16 protein-coding genes are annotated in these 15964 nt (G+C 71.6%); 11 read left to right on the top strand and 5 right to left on the bottom strand.

What is annotated here, in order from left to right:
• The first annotated feature begins 78 nt into the window (after positions 1-78).
• The 3 genes from G127AT_RS03450 to G127AT_RS03440 all read left to right on the top strand — a co-directional run bounded on the left by G127AT_RS03450 (position 79) and on the right by G127AT_RS03440 (position 2499).
• Positions 79-948: a biotin--[acetyl-CoA-carboxylase] ligase gene (locus G127AT_RS03450; RefSeq protein WP_210899847.1), complete on the top strand. Its 870-nt coding sequence runs from the start codon at positions 79-81 to the stop codon at positions 946-948.
• A gap of 3 nt (positions 949-951) precedes the next feature.
• Positions 952-1503, top strand: a complete 552-nt coding sequence (locus tag G127AT_RS03445; protein WP_210899844.1) for a PH domain-containing protein — start codon at positions 952-954, stop codon at positions 1501-1503.
• 135 nt (positions 1504-1638) lie between these two features.
• Entirely contained in the window at positions 1639-2499 is an 861-nt protein-coding gene (locus G127AT_RS03440) for a DarT ssDNA thymidine ADP-ribosyltransferase family protein (RefSeq protein WP_210899841.1), read from the top strand.
• A 1-nt stretch (position 2500) separates the two neighbouring features.
• Here G127AT_RS03440 and G127AT_RS03435 read toward each other — a convergent pair whose 3' ends face one another.
• On the bottom strand, positions 2501-3028 hold the full coding sequence (locus tag G127AT_RS03435; protein ID WP_244857716.1) for a GtrA family protein: 528 nt from the start codon (positions 3026-3028) through the stop codon (positions 2501-2503).
• A 74-nt stretch (positions 3029-3102) separates the two neighbouring features.
• Here G127AT_RS03435 and G127AT_RS03430 point away from each other — a divergent pair, with 74 nt between their 5' ends.
• From G127AT_RS03430 to G127AT_RS03420, 3 genes are all read left to right on the top strand, one after another.
• Entirely contained in the window at positions 3103-4251 is a 1149-nt protein-coding gene (locus G127AT_RS03430) for a 5-(carboxyamino)imidazole ribonucleotide synthase (RefSeq protein ID WP_210901787.1), read from the top strand.
• Between the two features lie 108 nt (positions 4252-4359).
• A complete protein-coding gene (gene purE, locus G127AT_RS03425) occupies positions 4360-4827 on the top strand; it encodes a 5-(carboxyamino)imidazole ribonucleotide mutase (RefSeq protein WP_210901785.1) in 468 nt (155 codons plus the stop codon).
• Positions 4828-4877: 50 nt separating this feature from the next.
• Entirely contained in the window at positions 4878-6194 is a 1317-nt protein-coding gene (locus tag G127AT_RS03420) for an LCP family protein (RefSeq protein ID WP_244857714.1), read from the top strand.
• Between the two features lie 8 nt (positions 6195-6202).
• Here the strand turns inward: G127AT_RS03420 and G127AT_RS03415 are convergent, their stop codons facing one another.
• Entirely contained in the window at positions 6203-8284 is a 2082-nt protein-coding gene (locus G127AT_RS03415) for an acyltransferase family protein (RefSeq protein WP_210899836.1), read from the bottom strand.
• 95 nt (positions 8285-8379) lie between these two features.
• Positions 8380-9519 carry a glycosyltransferase gene (locus G127AT_RS03410; RefSeq protein WP_210899832.1) on the bottom strand — a complete coding sequence of 380 codons (1140 nt, stop codon included), beginning with the start codon at positions 9517-9519 and terminating at the stop codon, positions 8380-8382.
• Positions 9520-9693: 174 nt separating this feature from the next.
• Between G127AT_RS03410 and G127AT_RS03405 the strand changes: the two genes are divergently transcribed.
• Both G127AT_RS03405 and G127AT_RS03400 read left to right on the top strand, forming a co-directional pair.
• Positions 9694-10689, top strand: coding sequence for a glycosyltransferase (locus tag G127AT_RS03405; protein ID WP_210899828.1), 996 nt, complete (start codon positions 9694-9696; stop codon positions 10687-10689).
• On the top strand, positions 10686-11546 hold the full coding sequence (locus G127AT_RS03400; RefSeq protein WP_210899826.1) for a glycosyltransferase: 861 nt from the start codon (positions 10686-10688) through the stop codon (positions 11544-11546). Before G127AT_RS03405 ends, G127AT_RS03400 begins: the two co-directional genes overlap by 4 nt.
• 28 nt (positions 11547-11574) lie before the next feature.
• Here G127AT_RS03400 and rfbD read toward each other — a convergent pair whose 3' ends face one another.
• Together rfbD and rfbB are read right to left on the bottom strand one after the other, a co-directional pair.
• The gene (gene rfbD, locus G127AT_RS03395; protein WP_210899823.1) at positions 11575-12435 is read right to left on the bottom strand and encodes a dTDP-4-dehydrorhamnose reductase; all 861 of its coding nucleotides are present in this window, start codon (positions 12433-12435) and stop codon (positions 11575-11577) included.
• A 2-nt stretch (positions 12436-12437) separates the two neighbouring features.
• Positions 12438-13433, bottom strand: coding sequence for a dTDP-glucose 4,6-dehydratase (gene rfbB / locus G127AT_RS03390; RefSeq protein WP_244857713.1), 996 nt, complete (start codon positions 13431-13433; stop codon positions 12438-12440).
• 70 nt (positions 13434-13503) lie between these two features.
• Between rfbB and G127AT_RS03385 the strand changes: the two genes are divergently transcribed.
• From G127AT_RS03385 to galE, 3 genes are read left to right on the top strand one after another with little or no spacing between them, the layout of a single operon-like run.
• On the top strand, positions 13504-14112 hold the full coding sequence (locus G127AT_RS03385; protein ID WP_210899816.1) for a dTDP-4-dehydrorhamnose 3,5-epimerase family protein: 609 nt from the start codon (positions 13504-13506) through the stop codon (positions 14110-14112).
• Entirely contained in the window at positions 14112-14984 is an 873-nt protein-coding gene (rfbA, locus tag G127AT_RS03380) for a glucose-1-phosphate thymidylyltransferase RfbA (RefSeq protein WP_210899813.1), read from the top strand. The genes G127AT_RS03385 and rfbA overlap by 1 nt, the downstream gene beginning before the upstream one ends.
• Positions 14981-15955, top strand: a complete 975-nt coding sequence (gene galE, locus G127AT_RS03375; RefSeq protein WP_210899810.1) for a UDP-glucose 4-epimerase GalE — start codon at positions 14981-14983, stop codon at positions 15953-15955. The genes rfbA and galE overlap by 4 nt, the downstream gene beginning before the upstream one ends.
• Positions 15956-15964 lie beyond the last annotated feature (9 nt).

The raw sequence follows: 15964 nt of genomic DNA, 5'->3' as shown, positions 1-15964 counted from the left end.
AAGACCCGCGACGCGACGCACGGTTCGCCCCGGCTGCCCGCGAATGCGAGACTTGGCGGCGGACGGAAGGGGGGACGCATGCAGGAACCGTACGGGGGATTCGAACGGAGCCGCCGCGAGGCGAGCCGCTTCGAGTGGCGCGACGAGGCGACATCGACCAACACGGAGCTGTCGGCCCTGGCCTCGGGTGCGGATGCCGGTGCCTGGCCCGACGGGGCGGTGCTCGTCACCGACCGGCAGACGGCCGGCCGCGGGCGGCTCGGGCGCCGCTGGCTCGCCCCGACGGGCAAGACCCTCGCGATCTCGGTGCTGCTCCGCCCGCCGGCGAGCCTGCCCCTGGACGCCTACGGCTGGCTTCCGCTGCTCGCCGGGGCGGCGATGACGGATGCCGTGCGCGGCGCCGTGGATGCCGCGCTCGCCCGGACCGGCGCGGCCGACGACGCCGACGCGGCCGCCGGCCTCGCACCGGGCGCCGTGGAGACCTGGCTCAAGTGGCCGAACGACGTGCTCGTCTCGGGGTACAAGGTCTGCGGCATCCTCTCCGAACTGCTGCCCGACGCCCGCTCGGTCGTCGTGGGCGCCGGGCTGAACCTGACCCTCGACGAGCACGACCTCCCGACCCTCACCTCGACGTCGCTGCTCCTGGCGACCGGCGTCGCACCCGATGCCGATGCGGTGCTCGCCGACTACCTGCGGGGCTTCCGGGCGCTCGTCGCGCGGCTGGCCGAGGCCGGCGGCGACGCGATCGGCTCGGGCCTCGCCGCCGACGTCGTCGAACGCTGCGGCACCATCGGCGGCGGGGTACGCGTCGAACTGCCGGACGGCACGACCCTCGAAGGGATGGCGGAGGGCCTCGACGAGAGCGGGCGCATCCTGGTCCGCACCCGTGAGAACGACGCGCTCCAGGCTGTCGCCGCCGGCGACGTGACCCACCTGCGGTATGAATAGCGTATGAGACGAGTCGATCGTCGCCGAGCCGCCGAAGCGCAGCCGGAGCGGGTCGTCGCCCGGCTCCGCCGGCACGGCCGGGTGCTCGCGCTTCCGGTCGTCTTCGCCCTGGCGATCGCCGGAGCCGCCGGGTATCTCGCCGGCACGCTCGAACCCGGCTGGCAGAGCGCGCTCATGTGGTCGGCGGCCGCGGTCGGCGTCGTCTTCCTCGTCGTCCTGCCGTTCATGTCGTGGCTCACGCGCCGGTGGACGATCACGACGCGACGGGTGATCCTCCGGCACGGCGTCTTCGTACGGGTCCGCAAGGAGCTGCTGCACTCGAGCGGGCACCGCGTGGAGGTGCGGCGCGGCCCGCTGCAGGCCGTGTTCGGCTCGGGCGACGTGCGCATCGACACCGATCGCGACATGACCGTCGTGCTGAAGGACGTGCCCGGCCCCGCCGTCGTGCAGGCGGCCCTCCTCGAACTCATGGACGCCCAGCATCCGGCGCCCGCCGAACGCCGCCGCGACGAGCCGGCGCACGCCGACGACACGATCGCCTGGGGCCGTCGCTGAGCGATCCGCAGCGGATGCCGAGGCGCCTCGGACCGTACGCGCATCCGCAGCCCCGAAAGTGCGCGTAACGTAGTCGGGGCGTTTTCCGCGAGGAACCGATCGTGGAAACGCCGCTGTCGAGAGGGAACCACGCACTTGGGCGACGAATGCATCCACGGATTCGACGACGGACTCTGCGCCGTCTGCAACCCCCCGAAGCCCCCTGAGCCGGCCCCGGCGGCATCCGCACCGGCCCGCATCCCGGGCACCTCGGCGGCCCGCACCGCTGCCGCGGCCTCCCGCGCCGCCGCGCCGGCCGCATCCCGTTCGCGTCGCAAGGCCGCCCCGTCCCTCCGCCCCGAGGACGACAAGCCCTTCGACGCACGCGCCCAGCGCATCTTCCACCTCACCCATCTCGACAACCTCGCCCGCATCCTCGGCTCGGGGGCGATCCTCTCCGATGCCGCCGGCGCATCCCCGGCCGTCGACATCGCCGCCCCGGCCGCCCGCGAGTTCCGCCGCGCGACCGAACTCGGCGACACCGGTGCGAAGCTCGCCGAGTTCGTGCCGTTCGCCCTGTCGACCGACGCGCACTACTGGGAGGCGATCCGCACGGGCGAGCCCGACCCGCGGCTCGCGCCCGGGGCCGTGAAGCGACGCGCATCCGAATACGTCATGCTCGTCTCCTCGATCGGCCAGGCGCTCGGGGCCGGCGGCGAGGAGTCCGACGCCGTCGTCCTCGCCGACCGCGACCCGTCGATCCCCGGCGCCCGCACCTCGGAGGAGTGGCACGAGCTCGAATGGACCCTGCGCCGGCTCGCCCGCGAGGGCGAAGAGTCGCGTCAGGGGGCCGCGGAGGTGCTCGTGCGCGGCTCGCTGCCGCTCGAACGCGTCGCCCTCATCGCGGTCTCGGACGAGAAGGTGCGCGACCGGGTGCGGCAGGCGCTTTCGGCGATCGGCGTGAAGACCCGCGTCACGGTCTACCCGCCGTGGTTCCAGGCCGGCGGCGGTCGCTGAGTCAGCGCCCGGGCTCCTCGAAGAGGGCCTCCTCGGCCTCGGCGACCTTCTCGAGCGCGGTGCGGCCGTCCGCACGGTGGTGCCCGTACACCCAGTAGCGGTACAGCACGAAGCGGAACAGGGTGCCCAGGCCCAGGCCGATGACGTTCGAGGCGATGTTGTCGGCCAGGATGCTCGTGAAGCCGAGGACGTGGTGGCTCACCCAGAGGCATCCGACGGCGATGGCCATGCCGCCGAGCGAGACGACGAGGTACTCGGCGAACTCGCGCACGTAGTTGCGTCGACGGTGCGCCCGGAACGTCCAATACCGGTTGCCGATCCAGTTGACGACGATCGCGACGCTCGTCGAGATGACCTTCGCACCGATCGCGCTCTGCGCCCAATGCCCCTCGCCGAACACGCCGACGCGCAGCATGTTGAACAGGGTCACATCGACCACGAGGCCGATGAGGCCGACGACGCCGAACTTCACCGCGTAGGCGATCACCCCGTGCCAGGCGCGCTGCATCAGTCGACGGATTCCGGGCACGCGCTCATCCTATGCGCGCGGCCGCGGCCGGGCCGCGTCCGTAGACTGTGAGGGTCGCCGCCGCCCGGGCGCGACTGAGAGCGAGGTCGGCAGTGCGTGTCGGTGTGATCGGCGGCGGGCAACTGGCCCGGATGATGATTCCCGCGGCCGTGGAGCTGGGGGTCGAACTGCGCGTCTTCGCCGAGGCCGAGGGCATGTCGGCGGCCCTGGCCGCGACGCACGTCGGCGACTATGCGGATGCCGGGCAGCTGCTCGAGTTCGCCCGCGGTGTGGATGTCGTGACCTTCGACCACGAGCATGTGCCGCAGGACGTGCTCCGCACGGTGGTGGATGCCGGGATCGCCGTGCATCCGGGGCCCGACGCCCTCCGCTACGCACAGGACAAGCTGCGGATGCGCGAGCGCCTCTCGGAGCTCGGCCTGCCGGTTCCCGACTGGGCGGCGGTGCGCACGCCCGGCGAGCTCGACGACTTCATCGCCGCCCACGGCGGGGCGGCGGTCGTGAAGACCCCGCGCGGCGGATACGACGGCAAGGGCGTGCGGGTCGTGCGCGGCGCCGCCGAAGTCGCCGAGTGGTTCGCCACCGTCGCCGAGGGCGGCGGAGACGGCGCGTTGCTCGCCGAGGAACTCGTCGACTTCCGGCGGGAGCTCGCCCAGCAGGTCGCCCGCCGCCCGTCCGGCGAGATCGCGGTCTGGCCCGTCGTCGAGACCGTGCAGCGCGGAGGCGTCTGCAGCGAGGTCATCGCGCCCGCCCCGCACTCGGCGGGCCGCCTGGCGGATGTCGCGGCGCAGATCGCCGTGCAGATCGCCGAGGGCCTCGGCGTCACCGGCATGCTCGCCGTCGAGCTCTTCGAGACGACCGACGACCGCCTGCTCGTCAACGAGCTCGCGATGCGCCCGCACAACAGCGGGCACTGGTCGATGGACGGCGCCACGACCGGCCAGTTCGAACAGCATCTGCGGGCCGTGCTCGATCTGCCGCTCGGCGGCACCGGGTCTCTGGAGCCCTGGGCGGTCATGGTCAACGTGCTCGGCGGGCCCGCCGAGGGCACGCTCGAAGACCGGTACGCGGAGGCGTTCGCCGAGCATCCCACGGTCAAGATGCACAACTACGGCAAGACGCCGCGCCCCGGCCGCAAGGTCGGGCACGTCACGGCCCTCGGCGCCGAGCTCGACGACGTCGTCTACGAGGCGCGAGCGGCCGCCGCGGTCTTCCAGGACTGACCCGGGCCGCCCGCCGGCGCCCAGCGAGCCTTGCGAGATCTCCCAGCGCCCGCCCCTAGTATCGGACGGGTGACCGAGCACTCCCCCCGCCCCGTCGTCGGCGTCGTCATGGGCTCCGACTCCGACTGGCCCGTCATGGGCGACGCTTCCGCCGTGCTCGACGAGTTCGGCATCGCGCACGAGGTCGAGGTCGTCTCGGCCCACCGCACGCCCGAGCGGATGATCGCCTACGGCAAGGAGGCCGCCGAACGGGGCCTGCGCGTCATCATCGCCGGCGCCGGCGGTGCCGCGCACCTGCCGGGCATGCTCGCCTCGGTCACGAGCCTGCCGGTCATCGGCGTGCCGGTGCCGCTGGCCCGCCTCGACGGCCTCGATTCGCTGCTGTCGATCGTGCAGATGCCGGCCGGCATCCCCGTCGCGACCGTCTCGATCGGCGGGGCGCGCAACGCCGGCCTCCTCGCCGCCCGCATCCTCGGCTCCGGCGACGCCGAACTGACCGCCCGCCTCGACGATCACGCCGCCGGCCTCGCCGCGCTCGTCGCCGAGAAGAACGAACGGCTCCGCGCCGCCCGATGACGCTCGCCGCAAGCCCGATCCGGCACCCGGATCTCAGTTCACGCCCGATCATGACGAAGCGGGCGTGGTGGCTCGTCGTGCTCAACGTCCTCATCCCCGGCTCGGTGCAGGCCCTCGCCGGCAACCGGCGCCTCGGCCGGTTCGGCCTGGGCTGCACGCTGCTGCTGTGGGCGCTCGTCGTCACCGCGGTCGTGCTCTGGTTCTTCGCCCGCACCTTCCTGCTGACCGTCGTCGCGAACCCGATCGCACTCTGGGTGTTCGCCCTGCTCGCCATCGGCTACGCGGTGCTCTGGCTCGTGCTCACCTTCGACACGTTGCGGCTCGTGCGTTTCGTGCGCACCTCGCCGGGGCAGCGGCCGTGGATCGGCGCACTCGCGACGGTCGTGATGATCGCGCTGTCGGGCAGCGCCTTCTACGGCGCCTACATCGCGACGACCGCGAGCGGGTTCCTCTCCTCGGTGTTCCGCGCCGGGCCGAGCGAACCGCCCGTCGACGGCCGCTACAACATCCTGCTGCTCGGCGGTGACTCGGGCGCCGACCGCGACGGCATGCGGCCCGACAGCATGACCGTCGTCTCGATCGACGCCGACACCGGCCAGGCGATCCTCATCGGCCTGCCGCGCGAACTCGAGGACATCCCGTTCCCCGACGGCTCGCCGCTGCAGGAGGTCTACCCCGAGGGATACGGCTCGATCGACGGCTGCGAGGTCGACGTCTGCCTGCTGAACTCGATCTACACCGAGGTCGACCTGAAGAGCCCCGAGATGTATCCGGATGCGCTCGACAACGGCAGCGAGCCGGGCATCGAGGGTATGCGGGATGCCGCGTCGGGCGTCACCGGCCTCACGATCCAGTACTACGCGCTCATCGACATGCAGGGCTTCGAGCAGCTCATCGACGCCCTCGGAGGCGTCGACATCGACGTCGACACGCGCCTGCCGATCGGCGGCGACGAGAACAACGAGGGCGTCGATGGGTGGATCGAGGCCGGCCCGCAGCACCTCGACGGCTACCACGCCCTCTGGTTCGGCCGTGCACGCTACGGCGTCGCCGGCGGAGACTACATGCGCATGCAGCGCCAGCGCATCCTGCAGGAGGCCGTGCTCACCCAGTTCAACCCGGCGAACGTCCTCACCAAGTTCGAGGCCGTCGCCAAGGCCGGCGAAGACACGGTGAAGACCGACATCCCGCAGTCGATGCTCGGCTACTTCGTCGACCTCGCAGGCAAGACCCGCGAGCTGCCGATCGGCCACGTCGAACTGACCCCCGAGAACGGCGTCGACCAGGAGTACCCCGACTGGGAGCTCGTGCACTCGATGGTCGCCGAGGCGGTCGCCCCGCCGCCCGAGGACGACGACGCGGAGTAGGGCGGCCCTCAGCGGTCGAGGATCGCGGCCGCCTGCTCGGCGATGTACGGTGCGAGCGTCTTCGCGAACGTCCCCGTCAGGTGCGACCAGCCGCCGGCGACCACGGCATTGCCGATCACCGGGGGGCACTCCGTCTCGGTGCAGTAGAAGTCGGTCAGGTCGATCACGTGGGCGTTCGCCGAGCGAGCGGCAGCATCGCGCTGGCCGTCGTCGATGCGGAGCCCGACCGAGCGTGGGACGACTGGGCATTCGGAGATCGCGTCGAGCCCCCACTGCTCGACACACGCGCTGGTGTCGTTCGGATACCGGGGGTTGTCGATGATCGCGATGATCGGGGCAGCCGGATCAGGGCGTCCAGACCATGCTTCGACCATGCCCTCGACGACGACCTCGTGCCGGTCCTCGCCCTCGGGCACCGTCACGGCGGAGTACCGGGAGTGCGTGACGATGTACGCATCGACCTCGGTGCTCTGCGCGATGTGCTCCTCCAGCGCCGATTTCCACGACGCGCAAGCGGCGGCGCCGGCCGGCGACTGGACGGGCTGCTCGGCCGCCGTCCAGTAGCAGAACGCATGCCCGGCGATGTCGATGCGCCAGTTCATCTGCTCCGCGATGCGTTCGTAGGCACCGACGAAGGTGTTGTTGTGGGAGTCGCCGACGGCGAGCACATGCCGCTCGTATCCCGATTCCGGGCCGACGGTGCAGACGTTGAACTCGTGCGAGGTTTCGCCGGCCCAGCACTCGGGACGGTTGTCGCTCTCGGTGGAGATCGCGTTCGGGGCGGGGAACAGTTTGCCGGCGAGCGACGGATTGTCGCAGGGCCGGGTAGCGGGATCCATGGCCGCCGCGCCGAGGCACTCGGGGTTCGATGCGGCCAGTGCGTCGACGGCCGCCTGTTGTCGGGCCGTCTGGTGCTGGACGCCGGCGACGCCGCCGGCGGTCACGGCGGCGATCACCGCGATCGCCGTGATCGGGGCGATGAGCGCTCGCCGCACGCTGATGCTTCCGCGCCGGTCGAGGATCGGTTCGACGACGAAGCGCTGCGTGGCCCACGCGACGGCGACGGAGAGCGCGAAGACGGCCGCACCGCCGAGGAGGCCGACCCGCTCGTAGCCGCGGATCGCCAGATACCCGATCAGGATGGGCCAGTGCCAGAGGTAGAGCGGATAGGAGATCCGCGCGACGAATCGCATCGGCCGCAGGGCGAGGAAGCGGTCGGCGCCGAGTCTCGTCGGCGAACCGCTCGCGACGATGACGAGCGCGGCCCCGGCGACGGGAAGCAGGGCGAGCGGTCCGGGGAAGGACGTCGCTCCGTCGACGACGAAGCCGGAGGCGACGATGAGCGCGAGGCCCGCCCATCCGAGCACCGAACGCATGAGGGCGGACGCGTGGGGCAGGCGCCCCATGGCGAGCGCCAGCAGAGCGCCGGCGCCGAGCTCCCAGAACCGGGCGAAGGAATCGAAGTAGGCGATGTCGGGCGCGTACGCGTTCAGCGTCCAGGCATAGGCGAAGGACGCGGCGGTCGCGATGCCCGTGAGGATCGCCACGGCGGTGAGGGGATCCCTCCTGACGCGCCGGGCCAGGAGGACGAGCCCCGTGATGAGCAGCGGCCAGACGAGGAAGAACTGGCCCTGGATCGACAGCGACCAGAAATGCTGAAGCGGGCTCGTCATCGGCCCCGCCGCCCCGTAGGCAAGCTGGGAAGAGATGAGCTCCCAGTTCTCGAAGTAGAGCGCGGAGGCGATGATCTCCCGGCCGCTCTGCTCCCAACCCGACTTCGGAAGCACGGTGACGACCATGATCGCGGTCGCGATGAGGACGACGAGGGCGGCCGGGGTGAGCCTGAGGAGAGTGCGCCCGTAGCGCTGTGCGAGCGCGGCCGGCGCACCCGAGACGGCCCGGCGTGCGAGCGAGAGCGTCAGCAGGAAGCCGGAGACGAAGAGGAAGACGTCCACACCGCCCGAGACCCGCCCGTTTCCGAACAGATGGAAGAGGGCGACGAGGGTGAGGGCGAGTCCGCGAAGGCCTTCGATCTCGCCGATCGGGCGTCGGTTCTGAACAGGATGGGTCGCGTTTGGGGGAACGGGCATGGAGCGGGTTTCAGATCGGGGACGGCCGGCGATGGCGCCGAGGACCTCGGTCAGTCTAAATGCGATCGGCAGCGAAAACGTCCCGCGTTCGGGCGTCAGAGGTCGGCGTGCAGCTGCCAGACCTGCTCGGCGGCGTTGATCCAGCCGAACGCGCGGGAGCGGTCGGCGCCGCCGATCGAGAGCCGTTCGGCGAGGCGCTGGTCGCCGAGCACGGCCGAGAGGGCCTGTGCGATGCGGTCGGCGTAGTCGTCGCCGGCGTCGCCGACGGGCACCGAGAGGCCGGCGCCGCCGGCCGTTTCGCGGTAGTCGGGGGTGTCGGAGTGGATGACGGGGGTGCCGCACGCGAACGCCTCGATGATGGTCGCCGGGTCGCCTTCGTCGTGCGCGGGGGCGATGAACGCCGAAGCGCGGGAGAGGATGACGGCGAGGTCTGCGGCATCCACCTCGGCCATGGAGCGCACCATGCCGCGACGCATGCCGGCCTCTTCGGCCAGGGTCTGCAGGTGCTGTTCGCCCCAGGTTTCGGGGCCGAGGACGAGCAGCGGCACGGCCGGCGCACCCGGTCGGCCGAGGGCCGCGAGCACGTCGACGACGCCGCGGTGGGGTTCGAGGGTGCCGGCGGCGACGACGAAGTCGCGGGGCAGGGCGAGGCGTGCGGCGCGGGCGGCGGCATCGGGGCCGAGGGCGAGCCCGGGGCGGGCGGCGGTCGCGATGACGCGGATGCGGTCGCCGAAGTCGCCGGTTTCGGCGAGCCGCTCGGCGAGGGCGTGGGTGGGCACGACGACGGCGTCGGCGTACTTGCGGGCGCGGCGCAGCACGTTCTTGCGGAGGGCGAGTTCTGCGCTCGAGAGCGACTCGGGGTGCGTGAACGCGATCGTGTCGTGGGCGGTGACGACGAGCTGGGTGCCGGCGGTCGGGTCATGTCGCCTGAGCGGCGCGAGCAGGCCCGGGGCGTGGATCATGCCCGGCCCGGGGGAGGTGGTCAGCCCGAGCTGCCAGGCGGCGGCGAGTTCCCGCCGCGGGAGTGTCGTCTTGTACAGCGAGGCGAGCCCGGGCAAGGCCTGTTCGAGCATCCGGTAGTCGGCGGCGGGGGAGGCCGAGACGATGCCCTCGACCTCGCAGCCGGCGGGGCGTGTCGCGATGAGCCCGGCGGCGAGCCCCAGCGTGTAGCGGCCGAGCGGCCCGGGCACGGGTGCGGCCAGTTGATCGACGATCACGCGAAGGATGGTGGTCATGCGGCTCCTCTCGGCGCCAGGGCGCCCGTTCAAATCTAACGGCCCGCGGCGACACATCCGCCCCCCGGTCGAGGGCCATCGCGGGTCCCGCACCCTTCCCCCAGGCGGGCACGGCAAGATAGAGGGGTCGCCACGGCCCGGTTTCGGCCCGGTCGCCTCGAACCCCAGGAGCCCATGAACACCCCGAACACGCGCGCCATCGCCGTCGTCGTCGCCTACAACCGCCGCGAACTGCTCGCCGAGGTCCTCGACGCGCTCGACGCGCAGACGGTGCGCCCGCACGTGATCGTCGTCGACAACGCCTCCAGCGACGGCAGCGGCGATCTCGCACGCGACCGCGCGGGTGTCGAGCTCATCGAGCTCGCCCGCAACACGGGCGGTGCGGGAGGATTCGCTGCGGGCCTGGCGATCGCCCTTGACCGGCACGAGCCGGAGTGGGTGTGGCTCATGGACGACGACACGGTGCCGACGCCGACGGCGCTGGAAGAACTGCTGCGGGCCGCCGACGCCGGCGACGTGGCGGCCGCCGGATCCCGGGTGGTCTGGACCGACGGCAGCGAGCATCCGATGAACACGCCGCGCGAGAACCCCTTCGCGAGCCGCGAGGAGCGCCTGCGCGCCGCGCGCCTCGGCGGGATCGCCGTGCGCAGCACCTCCTTCGTCTCGATGCTCGTGCGGGCGGAGGCGGCCCGCGAGGCCGGCCTGCCGATCGCCGACTACTTCATCTGGAACGACGACTTCGAGTATTCGACCCGCGTCATCCGCGGCCGCTTCGGCTTGCACGTGCCGGCGTCCGTCGTCGTGCACAAGACCAAGGCGCTCGCCTCGACCGACGCCGACCCGGGCGGCCGCTTCTATTACGAGGTGCGCAACAAGCTGTGGATGTTCCGCCGCTCGGCCTCCCTCGGTCCGCTCGAGAAGCTCGTCTACGGCGCCTCGTCGATCCGCCGATGGATCCGCACCTTCGCCCGTTCGGCGGACCGGGCGGTGCTCCGCGACGGGTTGCGGCGGGGCTGGCACGACGGCACCCGGTTCCGGCCGCGGCCGAACGCGGATGCGCTCGCCGGGCTCGGCGAGGCGAGCGACGCGGTCGCGCGGGTCGAGGCCGCAGCCGCTCGGCAGGCCGCCGCCGGCCGCAGCGCCGCCGCGAATCCCGGGGCGGCGACATGACCGAGCCGTTCTCCCTCCTGCTGCCCGTGTACCGCGGCGACGACCCGCGGCACTTCTCGAAGGCGTTCGCCTCGAGCGTCCTCGAGCAGTCGCGCCGGCCCGATCAGGTCGTCCTCGTGCAGGACGGCCCCGTCGGCGACGAACTCGCCGCGGCGATCCGGGCATCCGCCGAGGCCTCGCCCGTGGCCGTCGTCCACCACGTCATCTCCGAGAACGTCGGCCTCGCCCAGGCCCTGACCGTCGGCCTTTCGCTCAGCGACCACGACATCGTCGCGCGGATGGATGCCGACGACATCTCCCTGCCCGAGCGGTTCGCCCTGCAGCTGCCGCGCATCGAGTCGGGGCTGGATCTCGTGGGCACGGGCATGTTCGAGTTCCTCGACGACGTCGGTTCGATCGTCGGGCGCCGGGTGCCGCGCACCGGCCAGGCCGAGATCGAACGATACTCGCGCTTCCACGACCCGTTCAGCCACCCGACCGTCGTCTACCGCCGTTCCGCCGTCGAACGGGCCGGCGGCTACCGGCCGCTCGGGCTCATGGAGGATTACTGGCTGTTCGCGCGGATGATCCACACCGGGGCACGCGTCGACAATCTGCCGGAGCCGCTCGTCATGTACCGGGTCGGCGCCGGCGCCTATGCACGCCGCGGCGGCCGCGAGCAGTGGCGCAGCGAACTCGCCCTGCAGCGGGAGCTGCGCCGGCTCGGCTTCACCTCGCCCGCCCAGTACGCCCGCAACGTCGGCGTGCGCGGCGTGTACCGCTTCGTGCCGGAACCCATCCGCAAGGTCGCCTACCGGCGTTTCATCGCCGGCGGCGCACCCGATCGCGGCGCACCGGAGCGCGGCGCGGCCGGCTGAGACGGCCGGCGGGCATCCGCCCCGCCGGCTATGCCGTGCGGGCGATGCCCGATGCGGCCAGCGCCTCGCGCCAATGGCGCATGGGTGCCAGCCCGGCATCCGCCCACCGCGCATGCCCGAGCACGCTGTATGCGGGGCGGGGGGCCGGTCGCACGAAGGCGGTGCTGTCGGTCGGGCGGATCCGCTCCGGGTCCAGCCCGGCCTCCTCGAGCACGGCGCGGGCGAAGCCGAACCAGCTCGTCTCGCCCGAGGCGGTGCCGTGGTAGATGCCGGCGGGGGCGTCGGAGCCGAGGAGCTCGGCGATGCGGACGGCCAGATCGCCCGTCCACGTCGGCTGGCCGCGCTGGTCGTCCACGACGTCCCACGCGTCCTTCGACGCGGCGAGCTTCAGCATCGTCGCGGCGAAGTTCGGGCCGTGCTGCCCGTACAGCCATGCCGTGCGCACGACGTACGTGCCGGCCGGATGCGCGGCGAGGGCGAGCTTTTCGCCTGCGGCCTTCGTGCGTCCGTACGCCGAGATCGGATGCCGCGGGTGGTCTTCGGCGTACGGGCTCGTCGCCGTGCCGTCGAAGACGTAGTCGGTGGAGATCGTGACGAGTTTCGCGCCCGTCGCCGCGGCCGCGGCAGCCAGGTTCGCCGGGCCGGTCGCGTTCACCGCGTAAGCGGCGTCCTCGTCGATCTCGGCGGCGTCGACGGCGGTGTAGGCGGCCGCGTTCACGATCGCGTCGAAGCCATCGAAACTGCCGAAGCCGCGGGCGGCGCGGGCCACGGCATCCGCATCGGTGATGTCGAGCTGCCCGCGGCCGAGCGCGGTGACCTCGTGGCCGGCGAGGGCGGCGACGAGGTCGCGGCCGAGCATGCCGTTCGCGCCGGTGATGAGCACGCGCATGGTCACTGCCCCTGCGCCCGGTAACGGGCCTCGGTCGCATCTTTCTGCGGCGCCCACCAGTCCTCGTGGTCGCGGTACCAGGCGATCGTGTCGGCGAGCCCGGCGGCGAAGTCGGCGTAGCGCGGCGTCCAGCCGAGTTCGGTGCGCAGCTTCGTGGAGTCGATCGCGTACCGCAGGTCGTGGCCCGGGCGGTCGGCGACGAGGTCGTAGGCGTCGGTGGGCTGCCCGAGGCCGGTGAGGATCGCCTCGACGACGTCGCGGTTGTTCTGCTCGCCGTCGGCGCCGATGAGGTAGGTCTCGCCGATGCGCCCGTGCTCGAGGATCGTGAGCACCGCCGAGGAGTGGTCGTCGGCGTGGATCCAGTCGCGCACGTTCTCGCCGCGGCCGTAGAGCTTCGGCCGCTGCCCGCGCAGCACGTTCGTGATCTGGCGCGGGATGAACTTCTCGACGTGCTGGTACGGGCCGTAGTTGTTCGAGCAGTTCGAGATCGTCGCCTGCACGCCGAAGGAGCGCACCCAGGCGCGCACGAGCAGGTCGCTGCCGGCCTTCGTCGACGAGTAGGGGCTCGAGGGGTTGTAGGGCGTCTGCTCCGTGAAGCGGGCCGGGTCGTCCAGCTCGAGATCGCCGTAGACCTCGTCGGTCGAGATGTGGTGGAAGCGGATGCCGTGGCGCCGGGCCGCCTCGAGCAGCGTGTACGTGCCGACGATGTTCGTGTCGAGGAAGGGGCGCGGCTCGTCGAGGGAATTGTCGTTGTGGCTCTCGGCGGCGTAGTGGACGACGGCGTCGTGCTCGGCGAAGAGCGAATCGACCAGCTCCGCGTCGGCGATGTCGCCCTTGACGAAGGTGAAGCGTTCGGCCGGCAGCCCCTCGAGCGAGGCGAGGTTGCCCGCATAGGTGAGCTTGTCGAGCACCGTGACGCGGTGCTCGGTCTCGTCGATGAGGTAGTGGACGAAGTTCGACCCGATGAAACCGGCTCCGCCGGTGACGAGGATGTTCAAAGCAGCAGGCTCCCAGCGCGTGGATGGACTCCCCGACATCGTAGGGGAAGCGCCTTGCTAGCCTGTTCAGGTGCATATCCGAGAGCTCACGGTTCCTGACGCGTACGAGATCACGACGAAGCAGTTCGCGGACGACCGCGGCGTCTTCCTCGAGTGGTATCGCTTCGACGAGCTGGAGGCGGTGACCGGCCGCAGCATCGACCTCCGGCAGGCCAACACCTCGGTGTCGCGCCGCGGCGTCGTCCGCGGCATCCACTTCGCGGACGTGCCGCCGAGCCAGGCGAAGTACGTGACCGCCATGCGCGGCGCCGTGCTCGACTTCGTCGTCGACATCCGCGTCGGCTCGCCGACCTTCGGACAGTGGGACTCGGTGCTGCTCGAAGAGCAGGAACGCCGCGCGATCTTCATCTCCGAAGGCCTCGGGCATTGCTTCGTCGCCCTCACCGACGACGCCACCGTCAGCTACCTCGTCACCGACGTGTACCGGCCCGGCGCCGAGCACGGCGTGAACCCGCTCGACCCCGAGATCGGCCTCGTCCTCCCCGAAGCGGCAGGCGAACCGGTGCTCTCCGACAAGGACCGCGACGCGCCCGGCCTCGCCGAGGCCGCCGAGCTCGGGCTCCTGCCCGACTGGGAGGCGGCACGCGCCTACTACGAGACGCTGCGGGGCGACGCCTGATGCGCGGCATCATCCTGGCCGGCGGATCCGGCACGCGCCTCTGGCCCATCACCAAGGGCACCTCGAAGCAGCTCATGCCCGTCTACGACAAGCCGATGGTCTACTACCCGCTGTCGACGCTCATGATGGCCGGCATCCGCGACATCCTCATCATCACCACCCCCGAGTACCGCAGCCAGTTCGAGGCGCTCTTCGGCGACGGGTCCGAACTCGGCCTCCGTCTCGAATACGCCGAACAGCCCTCTCCCGACGGCCTCGCGCAGGCCTTCATCATCGGCGAGGAGTTCATCGGCGACGACTCGGTCGCCCTCGTGCTCGGCGACAACATCTTCCACGGCACCGGCCTCGGCACCGCCCTGAAGGGCCACACCGACATCGACGGCGCCCTCATCTTCGCCTACCAGGTCTCCGACCCGACCGCCTACGGCGTCGTCGAGTTCGACGAGCACGGGCGGGCCCTCTCGATCGAGGAGAAGCCGGCCCGGCCGAAGTCGAACCACGCCGTGCCCGGCCTCTACTTCTACGACAACACCGTCGTCGGGATCGCGAAGACCATCGAGCCGAGCGCCCGCGGCGAGCTCGAGATCTCCAGCGTCAACGAGCGATACCTGCGGGACGGCCGCCTGCAGGTGCAGGCCCTGGATCGCGGCACCGCATGGCTGGACACCGGCACCTTCGAGTCGATGATGCAGGCCTCCGAGTACGTGCGCGTCATCGAGGCGCGCCAGGGCTACAAGATCGGCTGCATCGAAGAGATCGCCTGGCGCAACGGCTGGATCGACGACGCGCAGCTCGCGGCCCTGGCCGCACCGCTCGTCAAGAGCGGCTACGGGCGCTACCTCGAGCGCTTGCTGGAGATGAGGAACGCATGACCGTGCTCGTGACCGGGGGAGCCGGATACATCGGAGCGCACGTCGTGCGGCTGCTGCAGGAGGCCGGTCGGCCCGTCGTCGTCGTGGATGATCTCTCCACGGGCGACGAAGGCCGCCTGGGCGGCGCCCCGCTCGTGCGGATGGATCTCTCCGCCGCCGACGCGCCGGCCCGGCTCGGCTCGGTGTTCGACGAACACGAGGTGGACGCCGTCATCCACTTCGCCGCGAAGAAAGAGGTCGGCGTCTCGGTCGAACGACCGACCTGGTACTACCGGCAGAACGTCGGCGGCCTCACGAATCTGCTCGACGCCGTCGAGGCGGCCGGCGTCCGCGACGTCGTCTTCTCATCCTCGGCGGCCGTCTACGGCATGCCCGATATCTCCCGCGTCGACGAGGATGCCGAGACGCTGCCCATCAACCCGTACGGCGAGACGAAGCTCGTCGGCGAGTGGATGCTGCGCGACGCGAGCCGTGCCGGGCGACTCCGCGTGGCCGCGCTCCGCTACTTCAATGTCGCCGGCGCCGGATGGGACGATCTCGGAGACCCCGTCGCCCTGAATCTCGTGACGATCGTCCTCGACCGGCTGCACCGGGGCCTGCGTCCGCTCGTCTACGGCGACGATTATCCGACGGTCGACGGCACCGGTGTGCGCGATTACGTGCACGTCCTGGATCTCGCGCGGGCGCATCTGGCGGTGCTCGACCGCCTGGGCGAGGTCGACGAACCCTTCGAGGCGTTCAACGTCGGCACGGGGCACGGGGCCAGCGTGCTTCAGGTCGTTCGCGAGGTCGAGCGGGCTGCGGGCGTCTCGATCGAGCCGGAGCTCGTCGCTCGCCGTCCGGGCGATCCGGCCGAGCTCGTCGCCGACGCCTCCAAGATCCAGCGTGTCGCCGGCTGGCGGGCCGAGTACGGACTCGAGCAGATCATCGACTCGGCCGTGCGGGCAGACCGGTTCCGCCGGAGCCGCTGAACGCCGCGG

Origin of the sequence: Agromyces archimandritae, from assembly GCF_018024495.1 — a bacterium.
Classification (GTDB): Bacteria; Actinomycetota; Actinomycetes; order Actinomycetales; family Microbacteriaceae; genus Agromyces; species Agromyces archimandritae.
This window is presented reverse-complemented; position numbering and strand designations above follow the sequence as displayed.